The organism is Coprobacillus cateniformis (assembly GCF_009767585.1).
Taxonomy (GTDB): Bacteria; Bacillota_I; Bacilli_A; order Erysipelotrichales; family Coprobacillaceae; genus Coprobacillus; species Coprobacillus cateniformis.
Window position 1 is genome coordinate 2,942,720 of sequence record NZ_WSNW01000001.1, and the last position, 17,815, is coordinate 2,960,534.

16 protein-coding genes are annotated in these 17,815 nt (G+C 31.7%); all 16 read left to right on the forward strand.

The window, feature by feature from the left end; genetic code table 11:
• Window positions 1-55 precede the first annotated feature (55 nt).
• The 16 genes from GQF29_RS14535 to murG all read left to right on the forward strand — a co-directional run bounded on the left by GQF29_RS14535 (window position 56) and on the right by murG (window position 17,813).
• Window positions 56-577 carry a YceD family protein gene (locus GQF29_RS14535; RefSeq protein ID WP_237713633.1) on the forward strand — a complete coding sequence of 174 codons (522 nt, stop codon included), beginning with the start codon at window positions 56-58 and terminating at the stop codon, window positions 575-577.
• A gap of 12 nt (window positions 578-589) precedes the next feature.
• Entirely contained in the window at window positions 590-757 is a 168-nt protein-coding gene (gene rpmF / locus GQF29_RS14540) for a 50S ribosomal protein L32 (protein WP_008790438.1), read from the forward strand.
• A gap of 158 nt (window positions 758-915) precedes the next feature.
• Entirely contained in the window at window positions 916-2,046 is a 1,131-nt protein-coding gene (locus tag GQF29_RS14545; RefSeq protein ID WP_008790437.1) for a transglutaminase domain-containing protein, read from the forward strand.
• Between the two features lie 171 nt (window positions 2,047-2,217).
• Window positions 2,218-2,649 carry a division/cell wall cluster transcriptional repressor MraZ gene (gene mraZ, locus GQF29_RS14550; protein WP_117598687.1) on the forward strand — a complete coding sequence of 144 codons (432 nt, stop codon included), beginning with the start codon at window positions 2,218-2,220 and terminating at the stop codon, window positions 2,647-2,649.
• An 11-nt stretch (window positions 2,650-2,660) separates the two neighbouring features.
• Window positions 2,661-3,608: a 16S rRNA (cytosine(1402)-N(4))-methyltransferase RsmH gene (gene rsmH, locus GQF29_RS14555; protein ID WP_008790435.1), complete on the forward strand. Its 948-nt coding sequence runs from the start codon at window positions 2,661-2,663 to the stop codon at window positions 3,606-3,608.
• Window positions 3,595-3,897 carry a hypothetical protein gene (locus tag GQF29_RS14560; RefSeq protein WP_008790434.1) on the forward strand — a complete coding sequence of 101 codons (303 nt, stop codon included), beginning with the start codon at window positions 3,595-3,597 and terminating at the stop codon, window positions 3,895-3,897. Before rsmH ends, GQF29_RS14560 begins: the two co-directional genes overlap by 14 nt.
• Window positions 3,897-6,053 (forward strand): penicillin-binding protein, encoded by a 2,157-nt coding sequence (locus tag GQF29_RS14565; RefSeq protein WP_008790433.1) that lies wholly within the window; start codon window positions 3,897-3,899, stop codon window positions 6,051-6,053. The genes GQF29_RS14560 and GQF29_RS14565 overlap by 1 nt, the downstream gene beginning before the upstream one ends.
• A 258-nt stretch (window positions 6,054-6,311) precedes the next feature.
• Window positions 6,312-8,225, forward strand: coding sequence for a penicillin-binding transpeptidase domain-containing protein (locus GQF29_RS14570; RefSeq protein ID WP_017143811.1), 1,914 nt, complete (start codon window positions 6,312-6,314; stop codon window positions 8,223-8,225).
• A gap of 164 nt (window positions 8,226-8,389) precedes the next feature.
• The gene (gene mraY / locus GQF29_RS14575; protein WP_008790431.1) at window positions 8,390-9,373 is read left to right on the forward strand and encodes a phospho-N-acetylmuramoyl-pentapeptide-transferase; all 984 of its coding nucleotides are present in this window, start codon (window positions 8,390-8,392) and stop codon (window positions 9,371-9,373) included.
• Between the two features lies 1 nt (window position 9,374).
• Entirely contained in the window at window positions 9,375-10,718 is a 1,344-nt protein-coding gene (gene murD / locus GQF29_RS14580; protein WP_008790430.1) for a UDP-N-acetylmuramoyl-L-alanine--D-glutamate ligase, read from the forward strand.
• Between the two features lie 98 nt (window positions 10,719-10,816).
• Window positions 10,817-11,479 (forward strand): response regulator transcription factor, encoded by a 663-nt coding sequence (locus GQF29_RS14585; RefSeq protein ID WP_008790429.1) that lies wholly within the window; start codon window positions 10,817-10,819, stop codon window positions 11,477-11,479.
• A complete protein-coding gene (locus tag GQF29_RS14590; RefSeq protein ID WP_054688287.1) occupies window positions 11,476-12,495 on the forward strand; it encodes a sensor histidine kinase in 1,020 nt (339 codons plus the stop codon). Before GQF29_RS14585 ends, GQF29_RS14590 begins: the two co-directional genes overlap by 4 nt.
• 90 nt (window positions 12,496-12,585) lie before the next feature.
• Window positions 12,586-13,338 carry an ABC transporter ATP-binding protein gene (locus GQF29_RS14595; protein WP_008790427.1) on the forward strand — a complete coding sequence of 251 codons (753 nt, stop codon included), beginning with the start codon at window positions 12,586-12,588 and terminating at the stop codon, window positions 13,336-13,338.
• Between the two features lies 1 nt (window position 13,339).
• Complete coding sequence (locus GQF29_RS14600; RefSeq protein WP_017143809.1) at window positions 13,340-15,400, forward strand: ABC transporter permease; 2,061 nt, start codon at window positions 13,340-13,342, stop codon at window positions 15,398-15,400.
• A gap of 213 nt (window positions 15,401-15,613) precedes the next feature.
• Window positions 15,614-16,699 carry a putative lipid II flippase FtsW gene (gene ftsW / locus GQF29_RS14605; protein WP_008790425.1) on the forward strand — a complete coding sequence of 362 codons (1,086 nt, stop codon included), beginning with the start codon at window positions 15,614-15,616 and terminating at the stop codon, window positions 16,697-16,699.
• Between the two features lie 25 nt (window positions 16,700-16,724).
• Complete coding sequence (gene murG / locus GQF29_RS14610; RefSeq protein ID WP_008790424.1) at window positions 16,725-17,813, forward strand: undecaprenyldiphospho-muramoylpentapeptide beta-N-acetylglucosaminyltransferase; 1,089 nt, start codon at window positions 16,725-16,727, stop codon at window positions 17,811-17,813.
• The last annotated feature ends 2 nt before the right edge of the window (window positions 17,814-17,815 follow it).

Below are 17,815 nucleotides of genomic sequence, written 5' to 3' on the forward strand. Positions count from 1 at the left end.
ATTTTGATTGACATATTTGGTTGTTTTATATATAATCAACTATGCGGTGTAAAGGGTGATTTTTTTGAAATGGAATTTACAATGGATTTTGAAACAAAAAGATGGATGTTTTGATTTTGATGAAACACTTACGTTTCCATCAGAAATGTTTCATAATTTATCACAAGTCAATGGTTTGAAAGATGTTCATGTTGTAGGACGAGGATGTCTAGATATGAAAAATCATCAGTTATACGTTGATTTTCAAGTAAAAGGTCAAATGATTCTACCATGTGCCGTTTCATTAGAAGATGTGGATTACCCATTTGATATTAAGTCGGCAACTGTATTTGCTTTTTATAAACCTTTAGATGATGAAGATGTTATTGAGGTTAAAAGGGATACTGTTGATTTAACTCCTGTTGTTTTTCAGGAAATTATGATGGATGTTCCCATGCGTGTTGTTAAAGATGGCGCAACTTTGAAAACCGAAGGCAATGGTTGGAAAGTATTAAATGAAAAAGATGAAGGTAAGGATGAAGATTATATTGATCCTCGACTTGCCAAACTTAAAGATTATTTTAAGGATAAAGAATAAGGAGGTGTACCTATGGCAGTACCACAAAGAAGAGTTTCTAAAACAAGAAGAAACAAAAGAAGAACACATGACAAGTTAACAGTACCAGCTGTAGTTGTTTGCCCTGAATGTGGAGAATACAAATTATCTCATAGAGTATGCAAACATTGCGGAACTTACAACGGACAAAAAGTGTTATAAAAACTGCCCCTTATTAAAGGGCTTTTTTTATTTAAAAAATGAATAGTATAAATGTTTTTAAATAAAGAAGCATTGGTTAAATTTATGAGATGAGGATGAATATTTTGCTAATCGAATGCTTAGAATAGTTTATAATGAGGATAAAGTGAGGATTTGATATGAGAAAACGTAAAAGAGGCATGCTTTTGATTGTTTTGGTATTGATTATAGGAATGGCAATTGGGGTTATAGTAGGAAGAGAATTTCTTGAAATTCCAGTGTTGGATTTAAATGCGGTTGAACAAGCTTTTCAGAAAAATAAGGATTACCAATATTTTTATAATCAATTAAATGAAATTGAACAAAAGACGTATCAAAGAATATATTATGTTTTAAGTCAGCACCAAGAAGAAGTGACTTTAGAAGAAAAAGATATTGAAAAAGTAAAAGATATTTTTACAAAAGTTATTTATGACCACGGAGAACTCTATTATGTTAATTCCCAGTTTCAATATCAGGAAAACAAGCAAACTATACAGTTTTTACCTCTATATGACTATTCTTTAGACGAAGTAAAAAAAATGAATCAAGATATTGAAAAGAAAACTGAAGTTTTTTTAAATGAGGCTAAGAAAGAAACTTCACAATTGCAAAAAGCGCGACTTGCATATAATTATATTGTTGAAAATGTTGTTTATGAAGATGGTGTTGATAACAATCAAAATATGGTAAGTGCTTTGGCTAATGGAAAATCAGTCTGTGCTGGATATGCAAGAGGATATCAGTATCTTTTAAATCAGTTAGGAATAGAAAATGCCTATATTGTTGGAACTGCTAAAGAAACGCGTTCTCAGACATTGAATGGGGACGGGCATGCGTGGGTTATGATTCATCTGAGTGGTGACTATTATTATTGTGATCCAACATGGGGAGATGCTGTTCATGAGAATTCAGAACATGCCTGTTTAGGGTATTTTATGATGAGTAGCGAAGACATGTTAAAGTGCTATCAGCCTGAAGTTCCTTATGAAAAGACTCAACAATACCAGATCAATGTTTTTAAGGATGAAAAATGTTATATGGAAAAGTATGATGAAAGTGTTTTATCTTATGCAGTGAATAGAGGATTAAAAAATAAAAGCAGAGTAGCAGAAATAAAATGTATCAATGACAATGTTTATCAAAAAGTGAAAAGAAATCTTGAATCTTCTTATTTGGGATATCAAGTTTTAAGTCAAAACAAATGTTGGAATGAAAATGCAACTTATTCCTATAATGATGAATTAAGGATGATAGAATTATATTATTAATTGGAAAAAATTGAAAAAACAAAGATAAGTAGCGGGAAACTGCTACTTTTTTTGTTTAAAAAAGAGAAAAAAGGCATGTGATTTCTATGTACAAGGGGGATGAAATGTTATATAATAGTGGCATGAAGTGTTAAAGAATGTATAGAAATGTTATAAAGTGGGTGATTTTAAGTGTTCTTTGGAGAATTTAGACATAACATAGATGCAAAGGGGCGCTTAAGTATCCCTGCTAAAATGCGTAATCAGTGTGGTGAGTGTGTTTATGTTACAAGAGGCAATGATGGATGCCTCGCATTGTATACACAGGAAGGCTGGGAAGCTTATTACCATGAACTTCAATCATTACCACAAAAAAAGAAAAGCACTCGTATTTTTATACGTTTAGTGACTTCTAGAGCGAGTGAATGTGAGTTTGATAAACTCGGACGTATTAATATTCCACTTGTATTAAGACAAGAAGGAAATCTTGAAAAAGAATGTGTCATTGTTGGTGTTGGTGATCATGTTGAAATTTGGAGTCAGAGTGCATGGGATCAATTCTATGATGATAATAAGGATAGTTTTGATGATATTTCGGAAGATTTGGATGAATTTGAACTGTAAAGGAGAGACGCATGTTTAATCATATAAGTGTTTTATTAGAGGAAACAATTGAAGGATTAAATATTAAGGAAGATGGTATCTATGTGGACTGTACACTTGGTGGTGGTGGACATAGTCAGGAAATCTTAAAAAGATTAACAACTGGACATCTTTATTGTTTTGATCAAGATCAAGTAGCTATTGAAGTAGCTGCAAAGCGATTGAGTCAAATTTCTGACCATTTTACAATTATTTATTCAAACTTTAAAAATATGAAAAGTGAATTGAATCAATTAGGTGTTCAAAAAGTTGATGGTATTGTTTTTGATTTAGGTGTTTCATCTCCTCAATTTGATGATGGTGAAAGAGGGTTTAGTTATAACTATGATGCAAAGTTAGATATGCGTATGGATCGTAATCAGACATTAAGCGCTTATGAAATTGTCAATACATATGAATTCAATGAATTGGTGAAAATATTTTATAAATATGCAGATGAAAAGTTTTCTAAACAAATTGCCAGAGCAATTGAAAGACATCGTCAAGAGAAACCAATTGAAACGACATTTGAATTAGTAGAAATCATCAAGGAAGCGATTCCAGCACCAGCAAGACGAAAAGGTGGTCATCCTGCTAAAAGAACGTTTCAGGCATTAAGGATTGCAGTTAATGATGAACTTAGTGTTTTTGAAAAGGCTTTGGATGATTCATTAGATTGTATTTGTGTAGGTGGAAGAATTGCTGTTATTACTTTCCATTCTTTAGAAGATAAGATTTGTAAATATACTTTTAATGAGGTAACAAAGCAACCACAACTTCCTATGGGGATGCCTATTGTTCCAGAGTATTTGAAACCTAGATTTCAAAAAATAACAAAGAAGCCAATTGTCGCTGGTGAAAAAGAATTAGAAGAAAATCATCGTTCTCATTCAGCTAAATTGAGAATTATAGAAAGGGTTTATGAAAATGAAGAGAAGTAAGAAAAAAGAAACAGGATTTGCGAGATTTTCTAGAAGATTATTAATTGTAAGTTTTGCTGCTTTTGTATTAGGAATTGTTGCACTCAATTCTTATGAGTCATCATTGAATATTAGTTGTCAGGAACTTGAAAAAGAAATCACAGTCATTCAGGCTGATATTGATGGATTAACAATGCAAAAACAGGAACTTGCTTCTTTTACACGTTTAAGAGCTGTTGCAAGCAAAAAGGGATATGATTATAAACAAAGTACTGTGACAACTGCTGTTAGAGGAGTCCAAAGAGACTGATGGCGACTATAAAACAAAAAAATAATAATCAGAGTGCAAAGATCGTGTTATGTGTCTTTGCATTCATTATTATATTAATGGTACTAAATGTTATTTATTTGGGAGCAACAGGAAAACATTTGGTTAGTGGAGCTAATATAAAGGAATATGCTGAAAATCGTGGTGGTCAGCAAAAAGAAGAAACGTTGTATGCCAAACGTGGAACAATTTATTCTAGTGATAAACAGGTTATCGCAAGTGATGTTAAAAAATACAAATTATATGCCATTTTGTCAGAAACAAGATTGACAGTCGATAAAGAGCCTGCATATGTTGTGGATAAAGAAGAAACTGCTAAGAAATTAGCACCTATTTTAGGCGTTGATAAAGCGAAGATTTTAGAACAGTTAAATAAAAAAACATATCAGGTTGAATTTGGAAGTTATGGAAACAATCTTTCTTCATTGGTTAAAGATAAAATTGATGCATTAGGTTTACCAGGATTGGAATTTGAAGAAATTACAACCAGAAATTATAGATATGGCGATTTTGCTTCATATGAAGTTGGATATGCTCAACTCTTAACAAATGAAATTAATGGAAAAACAACAAAATCAATTATTGGGCAAATGGGTCTTGAGAAAGCATTTGATGACGAATTAAGTGGAAAAGATGGTAAGAAAGTTTATCTGGTTGATAATAATAATTATACTTTACCTAATGGTGTTTTAAGTGAAACGGCACCTGTTGCAGGGAATGATATGTATTTAACAATTGATGCTGATGTGCAAACTGAACTTGATTTACAGATGAAGCAGCTGGTTGAGAAATTAAAATCAGAAAAAGCAACTTGTGCAGTTATGGAAGCAAAGACTGGGAAAATTTTGGCTGTGAGTAATTATCCGTCATTTGATCCCAATAAACGTGATATAGATAACTATGTAGATTTATTTTTAAATGAAGCAGTTGAACCAGGTTCAGTTTTTAAATCATTTGTTTATGCAAATGGGCTAAATGATGGTCGATTAAATTTAAAGACCAAGTATCAATCTGGTAAGTTTTATTACAATAATAATAAAAAAGATTCCGTAAAAGACCATAATGGTGGTAAAGGTTGGGGAACAATCAGTTATGAACAAGGGTTTTATTATTCAAGTAATACTGCTATTTGTCATATGTTAAGAACTGTGAATGATAGAGTCTCATTACTTCAGGATTATGAAGATTTAGGGTTCTTTAAGTCAGGAACGGTTGATAAGTTAAGTACTGCATCAGGGTTTGCAGGATATAAAGGTGTTGTCGGTAGAGATATTGAATATTTGACAACTGGATTTGGACAAGGATCATCATGGACAGCTTATCAGTTGTTACGTGCTTATAGTGTCTTTGCAAACAATGATGGAAAAATGGTAACACCTTATTTTGTTGATAAGATTGTTGATAGTTCTACGAATGAAACAATTTATCAAGGAAAAACTGAATATTCTAAGCAGATTTATACAAATGAAACTGTCAAGAAAATGCGAGATTTATTAAGTGGTGTTATTAATATTAAAGGAAGTACTGGTTATTCTTATCATATGGATGATATCAATTTAATTGGAAAGACTGGAACAGGTCAGGTTGCACAGACTGGAGGATATAAACAAAATTTTTATACAAATAGTTTTGCTGGTTTAGCACCTTATGATGATCCGCAAGTTGTTATTGTTTTATGGTATCAGGGAAAAAATGCTTCATCAAAAGTTGCTGCTGAACTTGTTCAAGGTGTTGTGAGAACTGCATTAAACAAGATCAATGCACAACCTGTAAAGGAAGTTGAAACATCTACATTTGTGTTAGATTCATATATGAATCAAAGTACTGAATTTGCAAAATCAATTCTTACAAAACATCAGTTATCAACATTGTTGATAGGTGATGGTGATACAGTTATTGATCAATATCCAAAAGCAAAAACAGAAGTTTCATCTCAATCAAGAGTCTTTTTACAAACAAATGGAACAAATATTACAATGCCATCTATGGATGGATGGTCGCGTAAAGAGGCGGAAGCATTTGCAGCTATGGCAGATGTTCGTATCACTTTTGATGGTGTAGGTACAATCTATAAACAAAATGTTCCTAAAGGAACAAAGTTAAAATCAAATCAAGAAATTAAAGTTCAAGCAAAATAGAAAGTTCATATGAATTTTCTATTTTTGTTCTATATAACTAGGCTTCAGTATCTTTGAAAAATGTTATGTAAGGGATGGAGAGTCGTTGTATAGTAAACTAGCATAGATTTTATATCTAGAAATCAGTTGAGATTTAACTTATAAAGAACAGAAGATATTGCTTTTTAAAGATAAGGTATAAAACTGTGTGAAACTATCGCTATAAAAGAAAAGAAGTCTATATTTTTATCTTCATACATAAACTGTATGGGTGATGCTATGATTTTTTCAAAAATGGTCAAAAAAATAAAGTGGGTTAATATTGTCATGACAATTATTGTTGCAGCTATAGTTATAAGATTAGGTTATAGCCAATTTTATGCTTACCAAGAATTATCTTTAAAAGCTACAGAATCATGGCAAAGGGGATTTCCGTTAGAGGCAGCAAGAGGAAAAATTTATGATAGTCAACAAAAAGTATTGGTTGATAATTTGACAACTTCCTCATTAATTATTGTTCCTAGTCAAGTGAAAGATCCTGTCAATACAGCTGTACAGTTAGCAAAAATATTAGGATGTTCAGAAGAGAAGATATTAGAGAAAGTGAAGAAAAAAGTTTCAGTAGAAAGAATACAGCCTGAGGGTAGACAGATGGCTGAGGAGAAGGCTTATCAAATAGATCGTTTAAAACTTCCAGGGGTTTATTTAGTACAGGATACATTACGTTATTATCCACATAAAAACTATTTAGCACAAACTCTAGGCTTTGTAGGAATAGATAATCAGGGCTTGGTTGGACTAGAGTTGAAATATGATAAATATCTTTCTGGTGTTAATGGAAGTATTAATTACTATATGAATGCCAAAAGTCAAAATTTAAATATCTATCCAGCTGATTATATTTATCCAACCAATGGTATGGATATTGAATTAACAATAGATTCTCGTGTTCAAGATGTGGTGGAGAGAGAGCTAAACAACGCTTATCAAACATATAATCCAGATTCTATACTCTGTTTAGCAATGAATCCTAAGAATGGAAAGGTTTTGGCGATGTGTTCTAAACCGGATTATGATCCAAATGATTATAAAAATGCTGATAGTGAGATCTATAATAGAAACTTGCCAATCTGGAAATCATATGAACCGGGTTCAACATTTAAAATTATTACATTTAGTAGTGCTTTGAATGAAAATCTTTTTGATATGGATAAAGATACGTATTATGACAAAGGTTATGAAATTGTCAAAGGTGCAAGAATTAAATCATGGAAGAAAGGTGGACATGGTTTACAAACTTTCAGGGAAGTGTTACAGAATTCATCTAACCCAGGTTTTGTTGAAATTGGTAGACGTCTTGGAAAAGATAAGTTATATAAATATGTAAAAGACTTTGGATTAACTGAAAAAACAGGTATTGATTTGACTGGGGAATCATCAGGAATTATGTTTGATTATGATAAGTTTAATGAAGTTGAGCAAGCGACAGTTTCTTTTGGACAAGGTATATCTATTACACCTATTCAACTTGTGAGAGCAGTCTGTGCCTGTATTAATGGTGGATATCTCTATCAGCCATATATTGTTAATAAAATTTATAATTCTAAAACGCATGAAGTTGTTGTAGAGAATCAACCTAAGTTACTTCGTCAAGTTATCTCAAAAGAAACATCTGCAAAAGTAAGAGATGCCTTAGAAGGGGTTGTCACTGATGGAGGAGGTAAAAATGCTTATATAGATGGTTATCGTATTGGTGGAAAAACAGGAACGGCTCAACGTGCTATGAATGGGACTTATGCTGGTAATGGATATATCCTTTCTTTCTTGGGGATTGCACCAATTGATGACCCAGAAATTGTTTTGTATTTGGCAATGGATAATCCAAAAAATTGTGTACAATATGGGGGTACAACTGCGGCTCCAATTGCAAGAAAAATGTTAGTTGATATTTTACCAGCTTTAGGGGTAAAGAAGGTAACTGAACAAAAAGAAAAGGCTTATGTATGGACTGATGTCAAAACTTTTGATGTTCAAAATTATGTTGGGTTATCTAAAAAAGAAGTCAAGAGTGAAAATTATGGATTTGAATTTATGGGTAGTGGAGATTATGTTATCGATCAATTGCCACGTGTTGGAGAAAAAATAGAGGATGGACAGAAAGTTAAGATTATGTTAGGAAACAAAAGTTCATAAAGCAAAGGAGAGTGGAGAAGAGTGCATCTTCACTCTTTTGGTTTGCCTTTATCTTAAGTGAAGATTATCGCTGTATGTTTCATATCTTTTCTTTTGTTTGGTTGTTATTGTGAGGAAAATATGATATATTGTAAAAAGTAAAATACGTGTAAAGGAGTATGATTATGTTTTCAATGGTCTTTTTACAAATTGTTATCAATTTTATTGTGGCATTTGTCTTAGTCATGGCAGTTATGCCTAAATCTATTCAATATTTAAAGAAATTAAAATTTGGCCAAATCGAAAGAGAAGAAGGCTTAGAGTCTCATAAAGCAAAAGGTGGAACACCAACAATGGGAGGAATTGTTTTTATTCTTTGTGCTGTATTGGTTGTTTACATCTTGAATTTTTCATTCTTTCAAAATCCATATATTAACTTATTAACATTTGCTTTTGTTGGGTATGGATTAATTGGTTTTTTAGATGATTATTTAATTGTTGTCAGAAAAACAAATGAAGGATTAAAACCTATTTATAAATATGCATTACAGTCTGTAATGGCTATTGCATTTTATATGTTAGCAAAATATTTTATTCCTGATTTTGATACATCAATCTCAATTCCATTATTACATATGAATGTGGATTTAGGTTGGTTTTATCCTGTCTTGGTTTATATTATGTTTACTGCGGAAAGTAATGCAGTCAATTTAACAGATGGGCTTGATGGTTTAGCAACTGGGCTTTCTATGATTGCAACTTCAGTCTTTGTTATTTTTGCAATCATGAATAAAAATTATGAAATTGCTATTTATGCAATGATTATTGTTGGCGCATTACTTGGATTTATGTATTTTAATTATCATCCTGCCCGTATCTTTATGGGAGATACTGGTTCACTTGCTTTAGGTGGTATGTTAGCAGCATTAGCAGTTTTAACAAATCAAGAACTTTTACTTATTTTAATTGGTGGCGTTTTCTTAATGGAAACACTGTCAGTTGTTATTCAGGTTGTATCGTTTAAAACACGTGGAAAAAGAGTTTTCAAGATGGCTCCTATTCATCACCATTTTGAAATGTTAGGTTGGACAGAACAGCAGGTTGTAATTTCATTTTGGTTCTTAGGATTCATTTGTGGAATTATTGGTATTGTGTTAGGAGTTATGTAGGATGTTAAGTGGAAAGAAAGTTTTGGTTTTAGGGCTTGCAAAAAGCGGGAAGGCTGCTGTGGAGTTATTAAGTGCTGTACATGCAACAATTACAGTTAATGAATTTGCACTTCAGGAGCAAATTGAGTGTTATGATGAATATATAGCTCGTGGAATTGAAATGATTGTGGGTGGTCACCCAGATGATTTGTTTGAAAGAGATTTTGATTTTGTAGTCAAAAACCCTGGTATTAATTATCATAAACCATTTGTATTGCGTTTAAAAGAAAGGGGAATTCCTGTATATACAGAAATAGAGTTAGCTTATCGTTTGTCTCAACCTCAAAATTATATCGCTATTACAGGAACAAATGGCAAGACAACAACTGTTACATTAATTCGTGATATTTTAAAAAATGCAGGACGTCAGGTTTGCTTAGCAGGAAATGTTGGAACGCCATTATCAGAACTTGTCTTAAATGAAGATTTGCTTCATAAGAGTGATTATGATGTGGTATTGGAAATGTCTAATTTTCAATTGTTAGATATTGATGCTTTTCATCCAAGGGTTGCAACAATTATAAATTTGACACCTGATCATTTGGATTATATGGCATCATTAGAAGAGTATTATACTTCTAAAACACGGATTTATATGAATCAGGATCATAATGATATTTATTTACAGAATAAAGATGATGTGGTCTTAAAAGAATATCTTCAAAAGTATCCTCCACAAGCTAAGATTGTTTCCTTTTCATTAGAACAAGAGGCTGATTGTATGATCAAGAATGATGCTATTTATTATCAAGGTCAACATATTATCAATTTAGATGATATTAAAATTGTAGGACGTCATAATATTCAAAATATGATGATTGCCATTTGTGCCTGTATTCATTCAGGTATTGATGTTCAATCTATTCATGATACATTAGCTGCTTTTACAGGGGTGGAGCATCGTATTGAGTTTGTTAGAGAATATCAGGGTGTTAAATATTATAATGATTCAAAAGCAACAAATACTGATGCTGCAATTATTGCATTAAAATCATTTGAAAAACCAGTGATATTGTTAATGGGTGGACATGAAAAAGGATTAGATCTAAGAGAGATGGCAAATTATCAAAAACAAATCTCTCATCTGATTTGTTTTGGTGAGGCAGGAGAACGATTTGCTAAAGATATGAAGTGTCCAAATACGGATATTGTTAAATATATGAAAGATGCAATCATAAAAGCAAAAGAACTTGCTAAAAGTGGTGATGTTGTTCTATTGTCTCCTTCAACAAGTTCCTATGATGAATTTAGTGGTTATGAAGAAAGAGGAAATGTGTTCAAACATATTGTTAATAAATTTGAATAAGATAAGAAGGCTCTATCGGCTTTCTTTTTTTGCTTACAATTTTGTAAGGCGAATGTCTTATAAAATCATGTATAATAAAGACACAAGGAGTGAGAAATATGAAGAGAATATTAATAGTGGAAGATGATTCGGAGTTATGCTGTGAGTTAAAACTTTTATTAGAAAATGCTGGATATGAAGGCGTTATTTTACAGAATTTTCAAAGAGCTAAAGAAGAAATAATCAGTACTTGTCCGGATTTAATATTATTGGATATTGGAATTCCCTATATGAATGGTGAAATGTTACTGAGAGAACTGAGAAAAGAGAGTCAAATTCCTGTCATTATGGTGACGAGTCAAAATAATGAAACTGATGAGGTCTTAAGCATGAGTTTTGGAGCAGATGATTATATTACAAAACCTTATAATCCGACTTTATTATTGTTGCGAATAGAGGCAGTTTTAAGAAGAATGAATCATGAAGTGAATGTGTTAAAATATCATGATTTATTGCTGGTTCCAGAACGAGGGATCTTGAAGTGTCATGATGAATCATTGATTTTAACAAAGAATGAAATGTTAATTATGAAATATCTTATTGTGAATCAGGGGAAAATTGCCAGTCGTGAGGAAATTATGATGGATTTATGGGATAGTGAAGAATTTGTTGATGATAATACCTTAACTGTTAATATGAGTCGTTTAAGAAATAAATTACGCTCATTAGGTTATGGTGATGCGATTGAAACAAGAAAGGGATTAGGGTATATTTTGATATGACGATTGTGATGTATATAAAGGATAAGGCAGTCCATTTGTTGATTCATTTGATTATGGTGTTATTGGTGATATTGATGATGCTTGCTTTTCAATTGAATCAAGCTTTTATATTATTTATTATAACAATGATTGTATTTTTTATAAGTATTTGTTTTCTTTATGATTATTTCAGGCAAGTTTCTTTTTATCGCTTTTATCAAAAACAATTAGAACAGTTGGATCAAAAGTATTTTATATGTGAGTTGATAAAAGAACCTGGGTTTCTAGATGGGAAAATTCTTTATCAGTCACTATATACAATTAATAAATCAATGTTAGAAAAGATGAATGAAAGAGATGTCCAAGTCAATGATTTTAAAGATTACGTTGAGATGTGGATTCATGAAGTCAAGATACCTTTGGCACATTTAACATTAACTGTTCATAATCATAAAAGTGATGTGAGCCCACAGATATTAGAACAAGTTCGCAAATTAGAAAATCAAGTTGATCAAATTCTTTATTATGTACGTTGTGAAAATAGTCAAAAAGATTATTTAATTAAAAGTTCTTCTTTATCCAAGGTTGTGAAAAATGTCATTATGAAAAATAAAGATTACTTCATACATCATAAATTAAAACTCAGTCTTCATGATTTAAATAAAATGGTTTTAACAGATTCTAAGTGGTTAGAATTTATTATCAACCAAATTCTTAATAATAGTTTTCAGTATAGTACTCATAGGATGGAAAGTCGTATTGACATTTCAGCTGTGGAGGACAATAACCAGGTTATTTTAACGATTATGGATAATGGTATTGGCATTTGTCCAAGTGATCTTCCGCGCGTTTTTGAAAAGAGTTTCACAGGATATAATGGAAGAATTCAAAAGAAATCAACTGGCATGGGACTATATATATGTCAACGGTTATGTCAGCGTTTAGGACATCAAATACATATTGAATCTGTTCAAAATGAATATACAAAAGTGATGATTATTTTTCATAAAGATCATTATTACGATGTGGTGAAATAAGATGACAAATCTGTAAGGTTATGTTATATAAATCGATGGTTGAAAACGAGAAAATAATAGATAATAAGGATGACAAAGGAGGAAGGTATAATGGAACCTATTTTAAGAATTGAAAATATAGATAAATATTATGGAAACAAATCTAATTTAACAAAAGCCTTAAGTCATCTTTCATTAAACATTGATAAAGGTGAATTTGTGGCTATCATGGGAGCCAGCGGTTCAGGAAAGACGACTTTGCTTAATTGTGTATCCACGATTGATAGAGTCACAGCAGGACATATTTATGTTGGCAAAACTGATATTACAAAATTAAAAGGCAATCATTTGAATCGTTTTAGAAGAGAGGAACTTGGATTCATCTTTCAGGATTTTAATCTTCTTGATACATTGACTGCTTATGAAAATATTGCACTGGCTCTTTCGATTCAAAAAGTCTCAGTTAAAGAGATTGAAAAACGTGTCCAAGCCATTGCGCAAGCTTTAAATATCACTGATGTTCTTGACAAATATCCTTATCAAATGAGTGGTGGACAAAAACAAAGAGTGGCTTCAGCAAGAGCTTTAATTACTGATCCAAAACTGATTTTAGCAGATGAACCAACAGGAGCATTAGACTCTCATTCATCACAAATGTTACTGGCAAGTCTAAAAAAACTGAATGAACAACTTCAAACAACAATCTTAATGGTTACTCATGATGCTTTTAGTGCGAGTTATGCATCACGTGTTATCTTTATTAAAGATGGTCAAATCTTTAATGAACTCAGAAGAGGGAATCAGGAACGAAAACAATTTTTTGATCAAATTATTGATGTTGTGACATTGCTTGGAGGAGAATAATATGTTATTGAAACTCTCTTTAAGGAATATAAAACGAAGTTTTAAGGATTATACCATTTATTTTATGACCTTGATTTTGGGTGTTGCCATCTTTTATTTATTTAATTCAATTGAAAGTCAAACGGTTATGTTGAATGTTTCTTCTTCGACTCGTGAGATTATTGGAATGATGGTCAATATTCTTTCAGGTGTTAGCGTGCTAGTGTCTTTTATTCTTGGTTTCTTAATTGTTTATGCGAGTCGTTTCTTAATGAAAAGACGAAATAAAGAGTTTGGTATATATATGACTTTAGGTATGGGAAAACGTCAAATCTCAAGTATTCTTTTATGTGAAACATTCTTTATTGGTATTATTTCATTGGCAGTTGGTTTGGTTATTGGTGTTGCTTTGTCACAATTGATGAGTATTTTTGTAGCCAGTATGTTTGAAGCTGATATGACACGTTTTGCATTTGTTTTTTCTTCATCAGCAATGTTGAAGACCATATTGTATTTTGGTGTTATTTATATTGTTGTGATGATTTTTAATGTTTTCTTTATTGGAAAACAGGAGTTAATTGATTTGCTGTTAGCACATCGCAAAAATGAAAAAGTGAAAATGAAAAACATGTGGTTGTGTAGTGGTGTTTTTATCATTGGGATGATTATGCTGGGATATGCCTATTATCTTGTGACTGCTGGAATTACAAAATTAGATACAGCCGAAAAAATCTTTGTTCCAATTGGACTAGGAATTGTTTCAACATTTCTGATATTTTGGTCAGTATCAGGCTTTGTATTAAAAATCTTTATGGCGAAAAAGAAAACATATTATAAAGGCTTGAATACATTTACATTAAGACAATTTAGCAGTCAAATGAATACAACTGTTTTCTCTATGGGGATGATTTGTTTAATGTTGTTTGTAACGATCTGTGTGCTTTCAACTGGAATTTCTTTGAAGAATGCCACAACAGCCAATTTAAAGGAATTATCACCTACTGATATTTATGTTGAAAAGACTTGGAATTTGAAAGGGAATAAAGCCAATGGGAAGCCTTATAGCCAAAAAGATATTGCTGATTCTCATCTTTCAGTGAGCGAAACTTTAGTAAATCTTGATTTTTCTATTCATGAAAATTTGAAAGATGTTATCACTGTTAATGTCTATGCAACAAATGATTTGACTTTTGGTGATACATTAGGAAGTTATGCAACAAGTGTTCATTCTCAAATGCCTTATTTAAGATTAAATGCAGCAGAAAAAATCATGCGATTAAGCGAATATAATCAAGTCGCAAAAAGATATGGGAAACAAACATATCAATTACAGGACAATGAGTATATCGTGATTGCTAACTTTGGTGGAATGATTGAAATACGTAATGAAGCATTGAAAAGAGGAACTCAAATCGAACTCTTAGGAAAAATGTATTTACCTGCACATAAAGAATGTCAGGATGGTTTTTTAACTCCTAGTGCAAACCAAAGTAATAGTGGAATTATTGTTGTTCCAGATCAGGCAATAAATGAAAATTATAAGGAGAAAAATGTGTTAATTGCTGATTATAAGGCTACTGATGAAGTTGAAAAACAAAAGATTGAAGAAAAAGTTCAATCACTTGCTCAACATCCTTATGCTAAAGGATTAACTCAACTCAATGCTTCAACGAAAATAAGTATCTATGAAGGAAGTGTTGGTGTTGGAACAATGGTGACATTTATAGGTATCTATATTGGTGTTATATTCTTGATATCAAGTGCAGCAATTCTAGCATTAAAAGAATTAAGTGAAAGTGCTGATAATAAAGAAAGATATATGATGTTAAGGAAAATTGGAACTGATGAAAGGATGTTAAATAAAGCATTATTCACACAAATTTCACTCTTCTTTATAGCACCTCTTATTTTGGCTGTTATCCATTCTATATTTGGCATTGAGTTTTGTAAGTTTTTCTTACAGTCATTTGGAGAAGAAAATCTTTTACCATCCATTATGATGACAACCGTTTTCATTGTTATTATTTATGGTGGATATATGTTGCTGACTTATTTGACAAGTCGACAGATGATGAAAGAGTAATGTTATATATTAAAAAATGATAGGTAAGATTGAGATATGAAGGACATATTTCAATCTTTTTTCTAAAATTGGCTGTTATATACCTGTACACAATAATTCATTGAATAAATGATTTCGTGCATTATTTAAATTTATAGTTTTTATGGGAAGATATAAAGATATCTTCTTTTTTGATGACCTTTGACATATAAATAAGATGATGGAGGTCATAACATGAAAACAAAACGGATTATTACTTTAACTTTAACAATTGTTATTTTTGGATTGATTTGTGTTTATAGTTCATCTCATATATGGGCACTCTATAAATATGATGATTCTTTTTACTATATTAAGCGTCAAGCTATTTTTGCATGTATTGGTGTCATTGCCATGTTTGTGACTTCTCGCATTGATTATCATCTTTATAAAAAGTACTACAAACAAATTATAGGTGTTTGTTTCTTGTTGCTTATTTTGGTATTGATTCCTGGACTTGGAGTTGTTAGAGGTGGAAGTCGTAGCTGGTTTAATTTTGGTATTTTTGCTCTGCAGCCTAGTGAGTTGTTTAAAATTGGTATGATTATTTTTGCAGCAGTTTTTATTGAGAAAAATTATTATCAAATGAAAAAACTACGTTATAGTTTAAAACTATTAATGGTTATGGGATTGGGATTTCTTTTGATTATGTTGCAACCAGATTTTGGGAGTGGGATTGTTATGGCATGCAGTATTGTTGTAATGATTATTGTTTCACCTTTTCCCTTTATTTATTTTGTGTTTTTAGGTGCATTAGGGGTAGTAGGGATTGTTTTAATGATTTTATCTGCTCCTTATCGTATGGAGAGAATTCTTTCTTTTCTTGATCCTTTTCAAGATCCTTTGGGGAGTGGGTTTCAGGCTATTCAAGCTTTGTATGCTATTGGACCAGGAGGGCTGCTAGGTGTAGGTTTTGATAAGAGTATTCAAAAACACTTTTATTTGCCTGAACCACAGACTGATTTTATATTTGCTATTGTAGCAGAAGAATTTGGTTTTTTGGGTGGAGTATTATTAATTGGAGCATATTTATGGCTTTTTAAGACAATTTTACAAGTCAGTAAGAATGTCAAAGATTTATTTGGGAGTTTATTGATGATTGGAATTGTTTCAATGATTGGTATCCAGACTCTGATTAATTTAGGTGTTGTTGTTGGGTTATTTCCTGTCACAGGTGTAACACTCCCTTTGATGTCTTATGGGGGAACAAGTTTAACAATTACATTAATGAGTATAGGAATTTTAATTAATATCTCGAAATCAGTGAATTGTGTGTTATAATAGTCAGGTAGGGAGTGAGTTAGTCATGAAAATTATCGTAAGTGCAGGAGGAACTGGAGGGCATTTATATCCAGCTTTAGCTCTTGTTGATTATATAAAGACACAGGATAAAAATACAGAATTTTTATTTGTTGGAACAACGGATCGTTTAGAATCTCAAGTTGTTCCACAAATGGGCTATGAATATCGAGGGTTACATGTTAAAGGATTGGTTGGAAACCCTCTTCAGAAAATAAAAAATGCAATGATTTTTGTGAAGTCATTGAAACAATCTAAACAGATTTTAAAAGATTTTCAGCCCGATATTGTGATTGGTTTTGGTGGATATCCGAGTGCTTCAATTGTTTTGGCAGCAGCTAAAATGGGAATCCCAACAATGATTCATGAACAAAATTCTATTATAGGATTGACAAATAAAATTTTAATAAAAAAGGTTGATAAGATTGTATGTTGTTATCAAAAGGCGTATAATGAATTTCCTCATGAAAAAACTGTTTTATTAGGGAATCCCCGTGCAAGTGTTGTTTCTTCAAGACGTCTTCAAGACATACATCATTTATATCAGATTCCTCGTGATAGAAAAACAGTTGTCATTGTTATGGGGAGTCTTGGGTCATCATCAGTCAATACTGTGATGAAAGAAGCGTTAAGAGACATGCAACATGATGCATATGATGTTATTTATGTAACTGGTAAAAATTATTATGAATCAATGCGAGCAGATTTGCACGATTTGAATTCATCTATTCATTTGGTGGATTATATTGATGATATGCCAAGCTTGATAGCTTCTTGTGATTTAATTGTGTCACGTGCAGGAGCAACAACATTGGCTGAGATAACAGCTTTAGGAGCGGCATCTTTAATTATTCCAAGCCCTTATGTTGTCGCCAATCATCAAGAGTATAATGCTAAAGAGTTAGTTGATGCAACTGCTGCAAGATGGATATTAGAAAAAGATTTAGATGCTAAGACATTTGTGAAAGAAGTAAGAGATTTATTGGGGCATACTGAACTTTTGAATGATTTAAAGAATCATGCAAAAGAATTAGGAAAGCCTCATGCTTGTCAAGATATTTATCAAGAGATGTTAAAGACATTAGAAAGGAAATAGAA